The 18,447-nt window shown below is 63.2% G+C and carries 13 protein-coding genes; 4 read left to right on the top strand and 9 right to left on the bottom strand.

Going from position 1 to position 18,447, the window contains the following annotated elements; translation table 11 throughout:
- Positions 1-2,559, bottom strand: coding sequence for a S8 family serine peptidase (locus tag KIT10_08155; protein MCW5899230.1), 2,559 nt, complete (start codon positions 2,557-2,559; stop codon positions 1-3).
- 288 nt (positions 2,560-2,847) lie between these two features.
- Between KIT10_08155 and KIT10_08150 the strand changes: the two genes are divergently transcribed.
- From KIT10_08150 to gap, 3 genes are all read left to right on the top strand, one after another.
- Complete coding sequence (locus tag KIT10_08150; GenBank protein ID MCW5899229.1) at positions 2,848-3,603, top strand: hypothetical protein; 756 nt, start codon at positions 2,848-2,850, stop codon at positions 3,601-3,603.
- On the top strand, positions 3,600-4,469 hold the full coding sequence (gene lipA, locus KIT10_08145) for a lipoyl synthase (protein ID MCW5899228.1): 870 nt from the start codon (positions 3,600-3,602) through the stop codon (positions 4,467-4,469). The genes KIT10_08150 and lipA overlap by 4 nt, the downstream gene beginning before the upstream one ends.
- A gap of 108 nt (positions 4,470-4,577) precedes the next feature.
- On the top strand, positions 4,578-5,576 hold the full coding sequence (gene gap / locus KIT10_08140) for a type I glyceraldehyde-3-phosphate dehydrogenase (GenBank protein MCW5899227.1): 999 nt from the start codon (positions 4,578-4,580) through the stop codon (positions 5,574-5,576).
- A 60-nt stretch (positions 5,577-5,636) separates the two neighbouring features.
- Here the strand turns inward: gap and KIT10_08135 are convergent, their stop codons facing one another.
- The 8 genes from KIT10_08135 to lpxK form a co-directional block, all read right to left on the bottom strand.
- Complete coding sequence (locus KIT10_08135; protein MCW5899226.1) at positions 5,637-6,899, bottom strand: amidohydrolase family protein; 1,263 nt, start codon at positions 6,897-6,899, stop codon at positions 5,637-5,639.
- A gap of 4 nt (positions 6,900-6,903) precedes the next feature.
- Positions 6,904-8,133, bottom strand: a complete 1,230-nt coding sequence (locus KIT10_08130; protein ID MCW5899225.1) for a hypothetical protein — start codon at positions 8,131-8,133, stop codon at positions 6,904-6,906.
- Positions 8,134-8,173: 40 nt separating this feature from the next.
- Complete coding sequence (locus tag KIT10_08125; GenBank protein MCW5899224.1) at positions 8,174-8,815, bottom strand: TIGR02594 family protein; 642 nt, start codon at positions 8,813-8,815, stop codon at positions 8,174-8,176.
- A gap of 74 nt (positions 8,816-8,889) precedes the next feature.
- A complete protein-coding gene (locus KIT10_08120) occupies positions 8,890-9,930 on the bottom strand; it encodes a UDP-2,3-diacylglucosamine diphosphatase (GenBank protein MCW5899223.1) in 1,041 nt (346 codons plus the stop codon).
- 2,907 nt (positions 9,931-12,837) lie between these two features.
- Positions 12,838-13,992 carry an AhpC/TSA family protein gene (locus KIT10_08115; GenBank protein MCW5899222.1) on the bottom strand — a complete coding sequence of 385 codons (1,155 nt, stop codon included), beginning with the start codon at positions 13,990-13,992 and terminating at the stop codon, positions 12,838-12,840.
- A 23-nt stretch (positions 13,993-14,015) separates the two neighbouring features.
- On the bottom strand, positions 14,016-15,518 hold the full coding sequence (gatB, locus tag KIT10_08110; protein MCW5899221.1) for an Asp-tRNA(Asn)/Glu-tRNA(Gln) amidotransferase subunit GatB: 1,503 nt from the start codon (positions 15,516-15,518) through the stop codon (positions 14,016-14,018).
- Positions 15,518-16,333, bottom strand: a complete 816-nt coding sequence (locus KIT10_08105) for a purine-nucleoside phosphorylase (GenBank protein MCW5899220.1) — start codon at positions 16,331-16,333, stop codon at positions 15,518-15,520. The genes gatB and KIT10_08105 overlap by 1 nt, the downstream gene beginning before the upstream one ends.
- Positions 16,305-17,396 carry a tetraacyldisaccharide 4'-kinase gene (lpxK, locus tag KIT10_08100; GenBank protein MCW5899219.1) on the bottom strand — a complete coding sequence of 364 codons (1,092 nt, stop codon included), beginning with the start codon at positions 17,394-17,396 and terminating at the stop codon, positions 16,305-16,307. Before lpxK ends, KIT10_08105 begins: the two co-directional genes overlap by 29 nt.
- Before the next feature lie 182 nt (positions 17,397-17,578).
- Here lpxK and tatC point away from each other — a divergent pair, with 182 nt between their 5' ends.
- Positions 17,579-18,397, top strand: a complete 819-nt coding sequence (tatC, locus tag KIT10_08095; GenBank protein ID MCW5899218.1) for a twin-arginine translocase subunit TatC — start codon at positions 17,579-17,581, stop codon at positions 18,395-18,397.
- The last annotated feature ends 50 nt before the right edge of the window (positions 18,398-18,447 follow it).

Below are 18,447 nucleotides of genomic sequence, written 5' to 3'. Positions count from 1 at the left end.
TCAGTTTTGTTTGATGAAGCGGCGGGTATGGACTTCATTGTGGCGGCGCAATAGCAAGCAATAAGCGCCCGCTCTAAGTTGGCCAACTGGCATGCGCACCAACCGCTGTGCTCCCATGGCTTCGGAGATCACCTTGCGCCCAAGAGCGTCAATGATCGTCAGCTCCCAACCGGGTGCGGCCAGGTCACCAATATCGATGGTGAGCATGTCGCTGGCAGGATTGGGGTATACCACGATACCATTTCCACTGATGACTTCATCAGTGCTCACTGTGCTTGGTCCCCAGCAGTCACCATCGACCACCAATAGCGAGTAGGCAGTGCGAAGCTCGCCGGGCACCGCCGGGAACCATTCGTTCACTACAATGCTGTTGTCTGTACTGTTAAGGATGAACCAGGTACTCGTGGTTGCTGTAACATCCACTGAGTTGCCATTGATGACGAACACGTAGTTGGCCCAGGTCCGGCCGTTCACCACGGATCCGCTTCCATGAGTGCCAATCGTCGAGCTTTCGCGCCCCCAGGAGCCACCCGGGACGATGATCTCGGCTGTGATCGGGAATCCATCAAAGTACTCATGTGTCACCATGACGCGATAGGCGTTGTACTCCCCGTGCGGAAGCCCCAAGAGGTTGTTCGGAGGAATAGTGATGACTTCGTTGGAGAATTGTTGTGAATCGGTCGATAGTGGTGCGCTGGAATGGACCACACAATGCGGGGCGGTTACAAGTTCCAATGCCGCTCCAGCATCCAGGCGGCCGTGACCGTGGTAGTCATCGTAGCCCACTTGATAGTCTTCATAAGGAGGCCATTCCGTTTCCAAGTCGAAGATGTCCTTGGCACTCTGCTCCAGAATATGTTCGATATCCTCGGGCGCTAGTCCATTGGGCGCCCCGTTGATCACGCTATGCTCAGCGAGCATTAACGCCGCAACACCCGCCACATGAGGCGCGGCCGAGGAAGTGCCTTGGAAACAGGCATATTTCTGAGGGAATCCGAATGTTTCCCATGGCAGGTCATTGCAGTTGAGTGCGCTTGGCAACGAACCGCCAAGTGCCGTGAATACGATGTTGCTGCTGCCTGGCGCCACGAGGTCTAAGCCAAAGTGATGATTGGAGTTGATGGGGACGCCATTGGTGTTGTTGCTCTCGGATAATAATTGCCGTCCATCATCGCCGGTGGCTCCAACACTTAACATGACACCGTCGCCGATGATCCCATGGGGACCATCGGGATGTTCGGCGAACGCAGATGGCAAGGCTCGAAAGACGGATTGGTCGACACCGTAATTCCCATGAGAGGCGGCTATGGCACAGTGATTCTGATTGGCGGTAAGTACAGCCTCCGCAAGTAGTATCGGATACGGCTGGGAGGGTGGTGGGTGGTCGGCTCCCCAACTAATGTTGAGTACATGGCATCCGAAGCCGTTGTTGCTGCCAGAGTTCTGCGAGGAGCCATTCACAACAGCTGCAGCAGCGATATCAAGCTCGAGATAATTTGTACCTCCACCAACTACAAGTGGCACGATGGAGGCGCCTGTGTTCCCAGTGCCATTCACATCGCCCCCGGCGATACCAGCGACGCCGATTCCATTGTTCCTTAGCGAACCGACTATGCTCGCGCAAGCTGTTCCATGCCAGCCACTGGCATTATAGGTTCCGAGGGTTGGAAGAATTTCTACTCCCGGAGGATGGTAATCATATCCGCTTAAGATCTTGGTTTGGCCCTGGTATATGAAATCCTCATGGTCCCAGTTTATTGGCGTGTCCACGATCCCCACTTTGATGAAAGGTTGTCCGGCCTGGATGGCCCATGCGGGTTCGATGTTGATGTGCGCATCAGGATACTCTGCCTTGGGCTTCAGGCTGCTTTGCCACCCTTCGTCGTAGATGGGATCGTTCGTGTAGAACTGAAAGAGCAAATTGGTGTGGGTATAAGCCAAATGATGGTAAAGCGAACGGAGGCTATCGCAAGCCTCCACCGGCTCCATCCCGCCGGTCTCCATGCCGAATACGCTCCAGAACTTAGGAAGGCGCAGCTCCTCGCCCAGGCGGCTGACGGAGATGCTGTCGGCGCGCGTCCAGGTCAGGAAGGTCTTCACTACGCGCAGGCGTGAAGCGGCCACGCCCAGCTTGGCGGCGATGGCGCCCGCCACACTGTCCGGCACCAGCTTGTCCAGCGTGGTGTGCTGCATGTTCTTGTTGTCCACGAAGGCGGTGTCCAGCAGGTGCGGCCGGAACTTCACGATCACCTCTCGGTCCAGGTAGAGCGGGTTGCCCAGGCTGTCCAGCACGGCATCATGGTCCTTGGTGTACACATCGTATTTGATGGTGGTGTACGCGGTGCCGCCGCCGGGGGTGGCGGTCTGCCCGCTCGCATAGAACACGCCGTTGCTGCCCATGGTCAGGGCCAGCGCCTTGTCATCGCCCTGCTCCGAGCCGTGCAGCGTGGACCAGAGCAGGGTGCCGTTGGCGGCATAGCGCACGGTGGCGTATTGGAGGTTGGTGATGCTGGGTGCGGCACCGGTGACCACCACACCGCCTGCGGTGGACACGGCCATCTTGGTGGCCTGCGCCTGCCAGGTGCCGCTGTGCGGGCGGAAGGGCGGAACATGTGACAGGGTTGGGATATCCAAGGTAGGTATTCGCGTTGAGCAACAACCGCCAAGGTGCCCCGATATCTATACGCGTCTGGCGCTGGGCCTGATGCTCTGGAAGGCTCTTTGAGATGGAGCCAGGTCATCGGACCATGGGCGGCATGGTCGTTCAGCACATGGCGGCCGCGGCAACAAGATGACCGGAAGGAGCGTTGGCCCATCGTAGCTTTGTGACCGCCCTCAGAGCATCCTATGCGCCGCCTTTTGATCGCGATCCCGCTGGTGATGGTGCTGGCCCCCGAGGTGGAGGCCCAGCAGACCATCTACGACGAGACGCGTGTGCTCTACCGGAAGGAACTCCTCGGCGGCATCACCATCCATGGCAACGGCTGGGGACTCTTCTTCCAGCACGGAAAGCACCTCACCGCGCGTGACCGTCGCATGCTGGGGATCGAAATGGTGGGCATGAAGCACCCCAAGGAGATCAAGAGCTTCAACCCTTACTACGAGGACTCGCGCGGCTACTTCTACGGCAAGGCCAACAGCATGCTCATCCTGCGCCCCACCTATGGGCGCAAGCACCAGATCACGGACAAGATCCGGCATTCGGGCGTGGAGATCAACTACATCTGGGCCATCGGTCCATCGCTGGGCCTGGTGAAGCCGGTGTACCTGCAGATCGGCAAGCCGGACAATTTCCCCTACGAGGCCATCGTGATCGAACGCTACGACCCCGGGCTGCATGATGTGCAGAACATCTACGGCCGCGCCACTTGGTTCCGTGGGTTGAATGAGATCCGGCTCTATCCCGGAGGTTTCGCCAAGGCGGGCTTCAACTTCGAGTACAGCGGCCAGGCCTCGGGCATCAAGGCCCTGGAAGTGGGCGCCTCCATGGACGCGTATCCGGCCGTGGTGCCCATCATGGCCGAGCTGGATGATGTGGCCAACAAGCAGTTCTTCTTCCAGTTCTACCTGTCGGTGCAGTTCGGCAAGAAGTACATCCAATGAGCGAAGGGACGATCGTGGCGGAGCGGCCGGCGCGCAAGCCGGACTGGCTCCGTGTGAAACTGCCCACGGGCGAGAACTACCGCAAGGTGGCGGGCATCGTGGGCGAGCACAAGCTGCACACCATCTGCCAGAGCGGCAACTGCCCCAACATGGGCGAATGCTGGGGCGCAGGCACGGCCACCTTCATGATCCTGGGCAACGTATGCACGCGCAGCTGCGGCTTCTGTTCGGTGGCCACCGGCCGCCCCGAGGCCGTGGACCCCTTTGAGCCCGCGCGCGTGGCCCGCAGCGTGGAGCTGATGGGCGTGAAGCACTGTGTGATCACCAGCGTGGACCGTGACGATCTGAAGGACGGTGGCAGCGACATCTGGGCGCGCACCATACGGGCCATCCGCCGCCGCAGCCCCGGCACCACCATGGAAACGCTGATCCCCGACTTCCAGGGGAAATGGGAGAACCTGCAGGTGGTGCTCGATGCCGCGCCCGAGATCCTCAGCCACAACCTGGAGACCGTGCGCCGCCTCACCAAGCAGGTGCGCATCCAGGCCAAGTACGACCGCAGCCTGGAGGTGCTGCTGCGCGCCAAGCGCGCCGGCCTGCGCACCAAGAGCGGCGTGATGCTGGGCCTGGGCGAGACCGAAGCGGAAGTGCTGGAGACCATGGACGACCTGCGCAGCGCGGAGGTGGACATCCTCACGCTGGGCCAGTACCTGCAACCCACCAAGGCGCATCTGCCCGTGGCCGAGTTCATCCACCCGGACACCTTCGCGCGCTACCAGGCCATCGGTCTGGAGAAAGGTTTCCGCCATGTGGAAAGCGGCCCGCTGGTGCGGAGCAGTTACCATGCGGAGAAGCATATGCTCTGAAATGCAGTTGTCAGTTGCCCGTTGTCAGTTGTCCGTCCACCCACTGACAACCGACAACGGACAACTGGTTTAGAACGACCGATCATCGACAACACGAAGCACCAAGCCATGAGGATAGCGATCAACGGCTTCGGCCGCATCGGACGCGTCACAGCCAGGCTGTTGATGGCAAGGAAGGACATCGAACTCGTGGCGGTGAACGACCTCACCGACAACCGCACGCTGGCGCACCTGTTCAAGTACGACAGCGTGCATGGTGTGTTCCACGGCGAGGTAGGGCACGATGATGAGCATCTGGTATTGGGTGGGCGTACGGTGAAGGCGTTCAGCGAACGCGATCCCGCCAAGCTGCCCTGGAAGGAACTGGGCATCGACACGGTGATCGAATGCACGGGCCTGTTCCTCACGCGCGAGAAAGCTTCGGCGCATATGCATGCAGGGGCCAGGCGGGTGATCCTATCCGCGCCAGCGAAGGATGGCGGCATCCCCAGTGTGGTCTTGGGCGTGAACGACCACATCCTGAACGGTACGGAGGACATCATCAGCAACGCGAGCTGCACCACCAACTGCGCGGCGCCGATGATCCAGGTGGTGCACGAGCTGTGCGGCATCGAGGACGGCTTCATCACCACCGTGCACAGCTACACCGGCGACCAGCGCCTGCACGACGCGCCGCACAGCGACCTGCGCCGCGCCCGCGCCGCCGCCGTGAGCATGGTGCCCACCACCACGGGTGCCGCCAAGGCCATCACACGCATCTTCCCCGAACTGGACGGCCGGCTCGGTGGCGGTGGCATCCGCGTGCCGGTGCCCGACGGCTCCATCACCGACATCACCTGCCGGGTGAAGAAGCTGCACAGCGCCGAGGAGATCAACGCACGGTTCAAGGCCGAGGCCGAAGGCCGGCTGAAGGGCATCCTGCGCTACACGGAGGATCCCATTGTGAGCGTGGACATCGTGGGCGACCCGCACAGTTGCATATTCGACAGCCAGCTCACCAGCGTGGTGGGCAACATGGTGAAGGTGATGGGCTGGTACGACAATGAGTTCGGCTACAGCAGTCGCCTGGTGGACCTGGTGGCGATGCTCGGGAAGAAGGGGAGGTGAGCGTATGTCCGATGAACGTGCACCAGGTCGATCGTGACATGGTCCATCATTGAACCCACATCAAGCAATGAATCTGCGCGACGGATCGAAGTACTTCGAGCCCAGATAGCCCTGGGTGTTCACCTCCGCGATCTTGCGGAAGGGTCCAGTGCCGAGTTGCACCATGCAGCGGTCCAGCAAAGTTTCCTCCTTGTCCTCGCGCAGCGTCATGTAGAAATCGGTGCCGAAGAGGATGCGATCGCCGGCGTGCGTTTCCTTGATGAGTGCTTGCAGTGCCGTGTACACCTCTTCATTGTAGAGCGTGTAGCTGATGTCCGCATACACGTTCGGCCATTCCCACAGGTCATCGGCATCTACTCTCAAAGCCGGGTCGCGCGGCTTACGCATCATGGCCAGGACCAGCTCGTGCCAGTTGGTGGGGTCGAGTCCGTTGTCGCGCAGGGGCTGCTTGTGCTTTCCCGGAAGCATCTCGTCATCGCCGCCGAAATGCGCGAAGCAGATCTTCAGCTTGCGGTACTTGTCCAGCACGGGGAGGTAGTTGTCCGGATGGGTGAAGATGTTGCAGCCGTGCTTGGGGGCGTTCCAAGTGGACCTGCTGTTCCTGAACCGCTTGATCCGCTCGTGGACCTTGCCCATGGCGGGATGACCAGGGTTCAAGCCACGTGGCGCCAGGTCGCCGAGCACTTCGCTCATTTTCCCGGTATAGAACACGCCATGCCGCGTGCAATGGGTCATGACGGGCACTTCCTTTTCGGCGGCCCAGGCGTACAGCGCATCCAGCCTTTCATCGAAGGGGAAGAAGCCCAGCGAAGGGTAGAGCTTGATGCCGAAGAAGCCGAGGCGCTCCACGCGTACGCGCACCCATTCCTTCAACGCCTCGCCGCCCAGGTGGCGCGGATCCACGGAGATGAAGGGGAAGAAGTGGTCCGGGAAGTGGCTGCGCAGGCGCTCCACCTCGTCCAGTTGGTCCTCGATGCGGCCGTGGCTGCTGCTGCCCGTGCCCATGTGGTCCATGTTCAGCGTGAGCGCGATGAAGCGCGTGTCGGGCCCCAACGCGCTTGAAGCACGTTTCATCTGCAGGAAGATGGTTTCCTGCGTCTCCTGCAGGCCCATTTCGGCGAACTGGATGTAGCGCAACAGTTTGCTGCTTCCATTCAACCGGGCGATGGCCTTGATGAGGCCCCTGGACCGCTGCTTCTCGATGAAGACCTTGATCTGCGGCGCGAAGGGGTCCAGCACCTTGGGCAAAGCCGTGCGCAGGAAGTAGTCCGGTGCGCACTGGCCGGTGAAGACGTGGCTGTGGACGTTGACGGGACGTGCCATGGGATCAGTCTTGTTCGTGCGACTTCGGCTTGGCACCGGAGCGGCGGATGTTCACCAGTTTCACCAGCGTCTCGAACCAGAATGGCGCGCCGAAGCTGAGTGAGATGCCGGTGATGAGGATGCCGAGCAGCCACTTGAAGGCGCGAAGCCAGGAGGAGCCTTCGCATCGGTCGAAGGCCTCATTGCGGTCCAAATGGTATTGCAGCAACGCGCGCTCCGAAGGTGCCATGCCCGGCGGCGGCTTGTTGAGGCGGATGTCCGTGAACCAGCTCAGTGGCGCTTCGGCCGGGTGCCAGCCCAGGGGCAGTTGCCAACGGTTGGCCAGGCGCGCCATGTAGTCCAGGTTCTTCAGCGGCGTCTCGAGATCATGGTCGGCCTTCCCCGTGGCCTCCCGGAGGGAGGCGATCTTGCCGATCAGCCCATGCATGCGCATGACGGCGTTGGAGTCCACTTCGTCAGGGGCCATGGCACGCAGCAGATCCAGCTGTTGCTCAGCGGTGAAAAGCTCCTGGCCCAAGGCGTTCCTCCGCTCCTGGTATTTGGCCGCCAGCGCATCGGCCTGTTCCACCAGCCGGTCACGCATATCGCTGTCCAGCAGGATCACCCGTGTGAGGTGCAGCGCGTCGATGTTGAGCCCGAAGGCCACCGCCAGGCCGAGCAGCCGCAGCTTCCAGCGCTGATCGTTCTTGTACTGTCCGCCCGTTCGCGCCATTTGGTCATCGAACCAGCGCTCCAACTCGCTTTTCAGCTTGTCCAGGTCCAGCGCTTCACCACCGTTGCGCCCGATGAAGTTCTCCATCATGCGTTTGAAGGAACTGTCCTTCAGGTTCCGAACGGCGGTGTGGAAGCGTGTGCGCAGCGGCAGGTCATAGCCATCCCGGACCTTCACATAGGTGCCGTTCCCGGCGTCCTCGTAGCGGATCGTCGCAGCCTGTTCGGCGATGACATCGATCAGCACGTTGGCGAAGACCTCCGAAGCGATGTAGTGCGGGTAGCTGTTGCCATCGCGCCGCATGTTGGCGATTAGCGGATGGTGGTAGAAGAGGAAGCCGAAGTTGTGGTTGATGGGATCGTCCAGCATGCGGAAGATGTGCCGCTGCAGGTGTGTGCCGCGCTCCTTGGTGAAGTGGTTCCAGGACTCGAGCAGGATGCTGACCAGCACGCTCAGCAACGCGTAGATGAGTGCCAGGGCGATCAACGCGTCCAGGAAGGGATGTGGGATCAGCAGGGGCATGGGCGAGGTTTTCCGGTATCGGGGTGGGGTCGGTGTCGGACTATGGCCAGCGGTATTCCAGCAGGTCCGCCGCGCGGTAGGCGCTCACGCGAACGCTGTTGCTCTGGTTGCCACCGAGCACATCGATGAACGCACCGCGCTGGGCCAGGAAAAAGGCCACATGGCCCGAGTTCGGGTCACTGCCGCGCTTGAAGACGGTGATGCAGCCTGGTTTGGGCGCGTGCAGGATCTTGCCCCACTTGAGCCAGCTGCGCGCGGCCGCCGAGCGCGTGCCGGGCAGCCCGGCCTGCATCACGCACCAGTTCACAAAGGAGGAGCACCAAGGTGTCTCGTCATTGGTGGCCTTGAGCGTGGTGGTGGCATGATAGGCCACGATGCGTGGGTTGTGCGCCGGACCGGGATGCTCCGCCACACCCTCCTCGGCCCTGGCCACGGCCAGCCAGGCGGGTTCCGGGGGCGGTGGCGCGGTGGGGGTGATCGGTTCCAGCCAATCCACGCTGACCCAACCGGTCCGTCGTCCATCGATCGCCGTGAAGCGCACTCGCGCCCAGCCGTTCGTGTCCGGGCCATCCAGCAGTGCTAATTCACTGCCACGTGGCAAACGGTGCACGATGTTGCCGGGATCGATCGCGGGTGCGCTGCGCATGCGCAATACGGAGGCTGTGACACGGTGGCTGACCATGGAACTGAAGCTTGGTGCACCAAAGCAAGCCCCCGGGTCCGCCGGTCACAATACCCTGTGCAGGGTATTTTCAGTCACCCCGATTGAGCTGCCGGACCACCCGCGATGCGCACATCCCCGGCCAGTGGCCCATCGCCCATGCGCTTCTTCAGCATCAACGCGTGGCCGTCGAAAGTGGCGTAGGTGTACCACGAGATCCAGTCGCCGAGGTTCACGTAGCGCGAACCGGGCGCCACCTCGATGTCGATCGGCAGGTGGCGGTGGCCGAAGAGCATGAAGTCGAACTTCTCTGTGCGCAGCCGGTCGCGGCAATAGTCTACCAGCCATTCGTTGTCCTCGCCCAGCCACCGCCGGTCGTTGGCGTAACTCTTCTTCCGGCTGCGGCCACTCCAGAAATCGCCGACCCACAAGGCGAAATTCGGATGCAGCCGGGCGAAGAGCCACTGGCATATGGGGTTGCGGAACACGGCCTTGATGAATTTGTAGCCGCGGTCGCCCGGCCCCAGCCCGTCGCCGTGGCCGATCAGGAAGCGCTTTCCGTTCCATTCGCGGGTGACGGGCTCCCGGTGCAGTATGACGCCGGTCTCCTGCGGGATGTAGTCGAAGATCCACATGTCGTGGTTCCCGATGTAGAGATGGATGGGGATGCCACGATCGGTCAGTTCCGCCAGCTTTCCCAGCAGGCGCACATGTCCGCGCGGCACGGCCCTGCGCCACTCGAACCAGAAGTCGAACAGGTCGCCCAACAGATGGATCTCCGCGGCGTCCCTGGCGGCCTCATCCAGGAAGGCGACGATGCGTTTCTCCCGCGCCAGGCTGCTTTCGGCATCGGGTATGCCGAGATGGAAGTCGCTCAGGAAGTGGATGCGTTGACCGGCCTGCACGTCCGCGAAGATCGTGCTGATGGTCCAGACGTTGGAGCTTGAATGTTGAATGTTGTCCCCGTCATGCACACCGCTGCCGCTATGGCTTGATCCTGCGCAGCGCCTTGGTCGGATCGAGTTTCTCCAGCGCCAGCACGAATCGGATCCGCCGGTCGAAGGTGCGGTCGAACTGTTCCTCCTCCCGCTGCAGCCGGTCCGAGACCACCAGGGGCACCCATACCTCCAGCACATCGCGGATCAGCCGCACGCCCAGACCGCCTTCGAAGTAGCTCGTCACTTCGTCGGTCTCGGTGATCTGCCCGCCGATGGCGTTGATGCGCCGTGTTGGCACCCAGCCCGCACTGCCGAAGACCACGAGCGGCAGCGGTATCGGCAGATCGAGCTCCATGTTCAAGGCGGTGATCCAACTCTCGCTGCCACCCTGGACGAAAGGCGTTTTGAAGGCGCCCTGTTGTTTGTTGAACTGCTGCGCCGCCACACCACGCACGGCGCCACGCTCCAGGTAGGCGTGGTCGAAGAGCATGTCCTGCGCACCCCAGCTCAGGCCCCAGGCGTGCAGCGGGTTCCCGTAGAACCCATCGCCGCGCTGCAGGAAGGCGCCACCGAACCAGCGCAGCGAAAGCCGGTGGTCCTTCTCGTCGTAGATAAAAGCCTGTTCCACCTCCAGCGATGCGCGTGCGAAGGAGCTGTGCCATTGCAGCACCGGCCGGATGCTTGTGGGCGAGGGTCCCGCCCTGACCGAGGCCTGCCACGCCACTTCCGCATAGAGGTCATCCCGGCTGCCTGCCCAGGTGGGCCCATCCGCCGGTGTGATGCGGGTCTCGTGCCAGAGCTGCACGCCGCGCAAGGTCATCCTATGTTCCCACGGCCGGGTGAGGGGATCGCGCTTCAGGTCGAAGGCGAGGGTGGGGGAGAGCTTGGTGTACCAGGCGTGCGCATCGCCATCGTGGAAGGTGGACGCACCGCGCGCGTTGAGGCCGAGGTGGATGTTCTGGAACATGCGGCTTCGCAGCCGATCGAAGTGGTGCTCCACACGTGCGGCCCCTCCTGGATGTGAGCTGCCCAGGCCGTAGAGTGGCACGGCCACCCATTCGGTGCGCTGGCTGGGGAACACCGTGTTGTAGGCGGCCATGCCCACCTGGAATCCGTCATGCCCGTTCATCGCCACCACTGGCGTCCAGTACACGCTGCGGCGGTCGTCCTTCTCCAGCCCCATGAGCCATTTCAACTCGGGCTTCGCGCAACGGCGGAACGGACCATGGCTCCGTACCTCGTTGTTGCGCCGGTCGATGTCCAGTGTGCGTGCACCGGCATCGAGGCGCACGCGGCCGGCATCTTTCCAGGGCAGGGTGGTGCTCTGTCTTCCCTTCGCGCTCGTGACCCAGGTGGTGCCGAGTTCCACATCACCTCGCCAGCCGGTCACCGCGAAGGGGAAACCATCGGCCGCGGTGCTGTGGTAGGTGAGCCGGTCGCCCTTCGATCGCACGGGTCTCACGTCCACTTTGTGCGCGGTGCCGATCAGCTCATCGAACATCCACGACAGGTCGCGGCCACTCTCGCGCTCGAACACGCGTCGCACGTCCTGCGGCGAAGGATGCTTGAATTTCCATTCCTCGTAGTAGGCATGCATGCAGCGGTCGAAGACCTCATCGCCCAGGAAGGCGAAGAGCTGGTCGAACACGAGCGCGGTCTTGCTGTACACGATGCCACCGTAGTTGATCTGGGTGTAGTGCACCGCGCACTCTTCGATCGGCTGGTCCAGGTTGCGGCGGGCGTTGAGGCGGTAGGCCACCTCACTGAGGAAACGGTGCCCATCGGTGATGTGTGCCGTGAGCTTCTTCGCGCCGGGAACGCCGTCGACCATGGCCACCCCACCTTCCGGATAACGCAGCCGCATGTAACGCTTCTCCACAAAGCTGTTCATGCCCTCGTCCATCCAGGGGTGCAGGCGCTCGTTGCTGCCGAGGATGCCATAGAACCAGTTGTGGCCCACCTCGTGCGCGATCACATTGTCCAGGCTCTCCGCGCTGTCCATATTGCCGATGATGGTGATCATGGGGTACTCCATGCCGCCCCCCGCGCTGATGGTGCCGTCGATGGCGGTGCAGGCCGCATAGGGATAGTCGCCCACCCAGCGGCTGTACAGCTTCACACTTTCGTTCAACGATACGATGGCGACACGCTCCCAGAGCATGGCGTTGCGCGGTGTGAAGAGCGCCCAGGTAGTGACGCTCCGGCCGCTGCGTTCCAGGGTCACGCTGCCCTTGCGCACGATGAAGCGCTTGTCGGCGAACCACGCGAAGTCGTGCACGCTGTCCTGCACGAAGCGGAGGGTCTTCAGGCGGGTGTCCGAAGCGGGAAAGTCGTTCGGATCGCCCTGGTGCGCGGCCACACCGGAGCTTCGCGCCAGCTGGTCCATCCAGGCCTCCTCCTCGGGGTTGTCCTGCGATAGGCCGGTGGCGCCCACCACATAATTGGCCGGCAGGGTGATGGACACATCATAGCTGCCGAACTCGCTGTAGAATTCGCCCTGCGTGAGGTAGGGCATGGCGTGCCAGCCATCGCGATCGAAGACGGCAGGCTTGGGGAACCATTGGGTAATGTGGTAGGCCTGCCCGGTGTGACCCAGGCGCGAGAATTTGCTGGCGGGGACCTTCACCCGGAAGGGTGTGGCGATGGTGATGCCCGCTCCCGAGGCCAGCGGTCGTTGCAAGGCGACCCAGCCGATGTCGGCATGCCGCGGATGATGGCCCCAGGCGAGACTTGCGCCTTCGGCGGAGAAGTCCAGGCTGTCGATCCAGCCCCGCTCTTCCTCCGTGGCGAAATGGAGTTTCAGGTTCCCATCGCGCAGCAGCTGCTTGTTCAGCGAACTGCTCCGGTCGCGGTAGGCGTTCGGCCACAGGTGCAGCCAAAGCGTGTCCAGCGCCACTGGGCTGTTGTTGGTGTAGGTGAAGGTGTTGTGCCCGTGCAACAAGTGGGCCTCGTCATCCAGGCGCACTTGTATCACGTGGTCCACGCGCTGCTGGAAATAGGCGCCGACCTGGGCGCCGGCATCCATGGTCCATGCCCAAGCCGCGACCAACGCGCACGGCATCGCGGCCAGACGGGGTCGGAAGGTCGATCGGCTTGCGGCCACGATCAGAGCATCTTCATCAGGCGATGATCGAGGTCGTGCGAGCGGATGCCCTTCGCCACGATCTTCCCTTCGCGGTCCACCAGGATGCCATAGGGAATGCTGGACACGGCGTATTCCAGCGCGGCCTCGTTGCTCCAGAACTTGAGGTCGCTCACGTGCTTCCAGGGCAGGCCATCGGCCTTGATGGCCTCCACCCAGGCCGCATGGTCGCGGTCCAGCGATACGCCCAGGATATCGAAGCCCTTGCCCTTGTGCTTCTCATAGACCTTCTTGAGTTCGGGATTCTCGATCCGGCAGGGCCTGCACCAGCTGGCCCAGAAGTCGATGTAGACCACCTTGCCGCGCATCTGGCTCAGGGCGAAGGTGCCACCCTCGGGCGTGTTCTGCTTGATGTCCGGTGCCAGGGAGCCTTCCGGCAGGATGGTCTTCAGCCGGCGCAATTCCTCCTCCTGCATGCGCATGGCGATCTCCTGCTGTTCCACGCGGTCCACCTGTTCCTTGAACTTCCTGAAGAAGCCCGAGCGGCCCATGACGGGTGTGAGGCCGTTGCGCACCGTGCGGTAGAGCTCCACCTCCTTGCCCATGTCCAGGCGGCTCACGGCGCTCATGGCCACCGGCGAAGTGGGGTCCTCGCTCGCGTAGCGCTTGCAGAGGTCATGGAAGGCGTTGTTGACGCGGTTGAGTTCGTCCAGCAGGTCGGGGTCGCCGGGCTTCTCGGCCAGCAGGTCGCGCAATCGCCCGCGCTCCCCTTCGAAACCGCCCGCATCGCGCTGGAAGGCGAAGAAGCGTTCGGCATGCTTGGAGCCGCTGACGGAAGTGGGCGCATAGAAAGCTTCCGCCGAGGCTTTCACCTGCAAGGCGGTGTTGCTGTCCAGCGCCAGCACGATCTGGTCGTAGCCATCGAAGGTGATCCGGTAGAAGTCCATGGGCAACTGGTGCAGCCGCAGGGTGCCGTGGCCATTTTTGTCCAGCACGGTGCTGTCCAACCGGATGGGCGTACGACCGGAGAAACTCTCCAGATAGAGCGTTTCGCCCGCGGCACCTTCCACCCATACTTCCAATCCACCGGGCTCTGCGGCGGGCTGGCAGCCCGTGATGGTCAGCAGGCCCAGCAGCGCGATGGCGGGCATCAGGTCATGGTTCGTGATGTAGCGCATGGTCATGTTCCTTTTCGGGGATGTCAGTTGTGTTCCAGCATGCGGCGCACCACTTCATTGGCGCGCTTGGGGTCGGTCTTGCCGTGGGTGCCCTTCATCACTTCGCCCATGAAGAGGCCCAGCAGCCCTTTGTTGCCCTGCCGGTAGGCTTCCACTTTGTCCGGGTAGCGGTCCATGGCGTCGCGCATGATGGCTTCCACCAGGTCCTCGCGGGTGTCCTGCACCAGGTCATGCTTCTTCGCAAGATCTGCGGCGGATGCGGTGGTGTCCTCCAGCATCAGGGGAAAGAGCTTCTGGCTGGCGAGCGAGTGGCTCACGGTGCCGGCGTCGATCAGGGTGATCAGTCCGGCGAGACGTTCGGCGGTGATGGGGAAGTCGGCCATGGCCAGGCCGCGCTCGTTCACCCAGCCGCGCACGGGGCCCATCACCCAGTTGGCGGCGGCCTTATGGTTGCCGGTGTGCGCGATCACGGCCTCGTAGTAGAGCGCGGTGGCCTTGTCGTCGGTGAGGATGGCGGCGTCGTATTCGCTCAGTCCCAATGCACCGGTGTACTTGGCGCGCAGTTCACGCGGCAGCGGTGGCATCGCCTTGCGGATGGCCTCCTTCATCGCTTCGCTGACGGTGATGGGCTGCAGATCGGGTTCGGGGAAGTAGCGGTAGTCGTGCGCCAGCTCCTTGCTGCGCATGCCCACGGTGCTGCCCTTGGCGGCGTCGAAGGTGCGCGTCTCCATGTGGATGGCACCGCCTGCGGCCAGGATCTCGCTCTGCCGCTGCGCTTCGTATTCGATGGCCCGCATCACATTGCGGAAGCTGTTCATGTTCTTCACCTCGCAGCGCGTGCCGAACTTTTTCTCGCCTTTGGGCCGCAGGCTGATGTTCGCATCGCAACGCAGGCTGCCCTCCTCCATGTTGCCGTCGCAGATGTCCAGGTAGCGCACCAGGCGGCGGATCTCGGTGAGGTAGTCGTAGGCCTCCTGCCCGCTGCGGATGTCGGGCTCGCTCACGATCTCCAGCAAGGGCACGCCGGCGCGGTTCAGGTCCACCAGGGTGTTGAAGGGATCCACATCGTGCAGGCTCTTGCCGGCGTCCTCCTCCATGTGGATGCGCGTGATGCCGATGCGTGTGAATGGACCTTCGCCACCGCGTGTGTTCGGTATGTCCACATGGCCCTTGGTGCAGATCGGCGTGTGGTCCTGCGTGATCTGGTAGCCCTTGGGCAGGTCGGGGTAGAAGTAGTTCTTGCGGGCGAAGTGCATCCACGGTGCGATCCCGCAGTTGGTGGCCAGGCCCAGGCGGATGGCATGTTCCACCACCTTCTTGTTGAGCACGGGCAGGGTGCCGGGATGGCCCAGCGTCACCACGCTCACGTTGGTGTTGGGGTGGTCGCCATAGGCGTTGGGGTCGCTGCTGTAGGCCTTACTGGCGGTGATCAGCTGGGCATGCACTTCCAGGCCCACCACCAACTCGTAGCGTTCGCTCCAGTGCGGCGCACCGGTGCCTGTGACGACTTCCCTCACGGCCTCCATCAGCAACTGGCGATCAGGTCGGTGAAGATGCGGGTGAGCTTCGGCTCGGCCTCGCTGGCCACGCGTTGTACGATGGCATGGGTGGTTTTCTCGATCCGGCCCGGCACGCCCAGGTCTGTGATCACACTCACCGCGAAGCAGGGGATGCCCATGTGCCGCGCGGCGATCACCTCCGGCACGGTGCTCATGCCCACGGCATCGGCGCCGATGGCGCGCACGTAGCGATACTCGGCGGGTGTTTCCAGGCAGGGCCCGCTGAGGCCTGCATAGGTGCCGGTGCGCACGGCGATGCCATGCCCTTGCGCGATCGCCTTGGCCTTGCCGATGAGGGCGTGGTCGTAAGGTTCGCTCATGTCCGGGAAGCGCGGGCCCAGCGCATCGATGTTGGGCCCCATGAGCGGATTGGTGGGGAAGAGGTTGATGTGGTCGTCCAGGATCATCAGGTCGCCCACCTCCATGTCGGGGTTCACGCCACCGCAGGCGTTGCTGAGGAGCAGGCGCTTGATGCCGAGGAATTTCATCACCCGCACGGGCAGTACCACCTCATCCATGCTCCAGCCCTCATAGAAATGGAAGCGGCCCTGCATCACCACCACGGGTTTGCCGGCCAGCGTGCCGCAGAGGAGCTTGCCCGGATGGCCTTCCACCGTGCTCACGGGAAACTCGGGGATGTCGCGGTAGGCGATGGCATGCGCCACCTCCACGGCTTGGGCCAGGCCGCTGAGGCCGCTGCCGAGGATGATGCCGGTTTCCGGTCTGAAGCCGCCGGTGGCCTCTTTCAGGTGGTCAGCGATCCGCTGGATGCGTGGCAACATGGTCTCTTATCAGCGCGGCGAAGCGTTCGGGTTCGTTGAGGATCAAGGCCTTCATGGGGATCACCGCGAGCGGCAGACCCTCCAAGGGACTTCCCGCGACCATCGGCAACAGCCGCATGGCGTCCTTTTCCGTGGTGACCAGCACTTTCGGGCCGGTGGCGAAATTAGCGTATCGCGCCGCCAGGCCGCGCAGGTCGTCGGGTGTGAAAGCATGATGGTCCGGGAAGGCGGCGTGGTCGAGCGTTGCGCAGCGGCTCCGCAGGTGGTCCACCAAGGGTGCCGGGTCGGCGATGCCGGTGGTCAAGAGGATGTTGAGGGCCGTCGCAGGTTGGCTGTTGAAGGATGACGGCTGCGTGTCGTCCGGGCCAGCCTCCACCCTCCCAGTCCCTTCGACCCGCAATTCCCCATAGGTGATGCCACTGAAGAACAGGGGCTGGCCGGGACGAAGACCGAGCTCCTCGCGCCAGCGGAGTTGGTCGGCCTGCGCGGGAAGCGCGGGGCTCTTGGTCACGATCACCACATCGGCGAAGCGTGCGCGGGCGGGCAGGTCGCGCAGCCGGCCGGCGGGCAGCAGGGCATCGCGGTGCCAGGGACGGTGCCAGGTGGTGAGCAGGATGTCCAGACCGGCATCCATGCGGCGGTGCTGGAAGGCGTCGTCCAGCACCACGGCCTGCAGCGCGGGAACGGTTTCCACCATCTTCTCCAACGCCGCCACCCGGTCGGCGCCCACCCATACCCGCACGGCCGGGAACTTCTTCTTCAATAGGAGGGGTTCATCGCCCACCTGCGCGGGGCCATCATCCCCACGCACTTCCCGGATGTCATTCGCCTTTCTGCCGTAGCCCCTGCTGAGCGTGGCGATGGGGGCGATGCCTTCCAGCGTGCGCAAGACCAGTTCCACATGGGGGGTCTTGCCCGTACCGCCCAATGCCAGGTTGCCCACGCCGATGCTGGGGATGCGCGTACCGCTGCGCCGAAGGAAGCCTTGGTCGTAAAGCGCGTGGCGAAGCAGCAGCACCGCTCCATAGAGCCAGGCGAAGGGAGCGAGCAGCAGGCGCAGCATGATGGCGGAGCGCTAAGGTGCGAAGGATGGCCGGGAGACCTGCTCCAAGGGCAGGACCGCCAACGAACGGGAAGTGCGCTTCTATCTTTGGCCGTGTCCCAGATACCCTTCGGCGGCGGGGCGCCGCAGGAGCGCGGGACATGCGCGCACCGCCCGTGGCCAGCCAGCAAGCCGCTACAGAGATGACCTTCCTGGAACACCTGGAGGAGCTCCGGTGGACCCTGGTGCGCTCGGCGATCGCCATCGGCATCGGCATGGTGGCCGCCTTCGTGGCCAAGGCCGTGGTGTTCGATCTGGTGGTGCTGGGGCCCATGCGTGGCGATTTCGTCACCTACCGGGGCTTCTGCGCCTTGGGCCAGGCGCTGGGCATGGGCGATGCGCTCTGCGCACAAGGGGTGGGCTTCGACCTGCAGAACATCAGCATGAGCGGCCAGTTCTTCACCCACCTGATGGTGAGCGCGGTGGCCGGGATCGTGGTGGCCTTTCCCTATGTGATCTGGGAGTTGTGGCGTTTCGTGGCGCCCGGCCTGCGCCCCGAGGAGCGCGCCCCCATGCGTTGGGTGGCGGGTTTCGCGTCGCTCCTGTTCATGGCTGGCGTCTCCTTCGGATATTTTCTGCTGGCACCCTTGAGTGTGCAGTTCTTCGGCAGCTACCGGGTGAGCGAGGCCGTGCGCAACACCATCGCGCTGGACAGCTACATCGGCATGGTGACAAGCGTGACCTTGTGGACCGGCATCCTCTTCCAACTGCCGATCGTGGTGCTCTTCCTCACGCGCGCGGGTCTCATCACCCCGTACTTCCTGCGGCGCTACCGCAAGCACGCCTTCGTGCTGGTGCTGGTGGCCTCGGCCATCATCACGCCGCCGGACGTGATCAGCCAGTTGATCGTGACAGCGCCGCTGATGCTGCTCTACGAGGGCGGCATCATCCTCAGCGCCCGCACCCTGCGCCGCATGGAACGCCGCGCTGCCCAGGCCAACGTCGCCACAGCCACCGCATGAACCGGTCGACGCACAACCTATGGCGGATACTCGCCGCGGTGCCGGTCCTA

The sequence above is a fragment of the Flavobacteriales bacterium genome, from assembly GCA_026129465.1.
In the GTDB taxonomy this organism is placed as follows: Bacteria; Bacteroidota; Bacteroidia; order Flavobacteriales_F; family PHOS-HE28; genus PHOS-HE28.
Note: the sequence above shows the minus strand (reverse complement) of the source record. Positions and strands in the feature narration are given on the sequence as shown.

Excerpts from the sequence above, each read along its gene's own strand:
- KIT10_08130 (MCW5899225.1), bottom strand. The coding sequence starts at position 8,133 with ATGCCCCTGCTGATCCCACATCCCTTCCTGGACGCGTTGATCGCCCTG.
- lpxK (MCW5899219.1), bottom strand. The coding sequence starts at position 17,396 with ATGCTGCGCCTGCTGCTCGCTCCCTTCGCCTGGCTCTATGGAGCGGTG.
- tatC (MCW5899218.1), top strand. The coding sequence starts at position 17,579 with ATGACCTTCCTGGAACACCTGGAGGAGCTCCGGTGGACCCTGGTGCGC.
- KIT10_08115 (MCW5899222.1), bottom strand. The coding sequence starts at position 13,992 with ATGCGCTACATCACGAACCATGACCTGATGCCCGCCATCGCGCTGCTG.
- gap (MCW5899227.1), top strand. The coding sequence starts at position 4,578 with ATGAGGATAGCGATCAACGGCTTCGGCCGCATCGGACGCGTCACAGCC.
- KIT10_08135 (MCW5899226.1), bottom strand. The coding sequence starts at position 6,899 with ATGGCACGTCCCGTCAACGTCCACAGCCACGTCTTCACCGGCCAGTGC.
- lipA (MCW5899228.1), top strand. The coding sequence starts at position 3,600 with ATGAGCGAAGGGACGATCGTGGCGGAGCGGCCGGCGCGCAAGCCGGAC.
- KIT10_08125 (MCW5899224.1), bottom strand. The coding sequence starts at position 8,815 with ATGGTCAGCCACCGTGTCACAGCCTCCGTATTGCGCATGCGCAGCGCA.
- KIT10_08120 (MCW5899223.1), bottom strand. The coding sequence starts at position 9,930 with ATGTGCTGGAGGTATGGGTGCCCCTGGTGGTCTCGGACCGGCTGCAGC.
- KIT10_08150 (MCW5899229.1), top strand. The coding sequence starts at position 2,848 with ATGCGCCGCCTTTTGATCGCGATCCCGCTGGTGATGGTGCTGGCCCCC.
- gatB (MCW5899221.1), bottom strand. The coding sequence starts at position 15,518 with ATGGAGGCCGTGAGGGAAGTCGTCACAGGCACCGGTGCGCCGCACTGG.
- KIT10_08105 (MCW5899220.1), bottom strand. The coding sequence starts at position 16,333 with ATGTTGCCACGCATCCAGCGGATCGCTGACCACCTGAAAGAGGCCACC.
- KIT10_08155 (MCW5899230.1), bottom strand. The coding sequence starts at position 2,559 with ATGGCCGTGTCCACCGCAGGCGGTGTGGTGGTCACCGGTGCCGCACCC.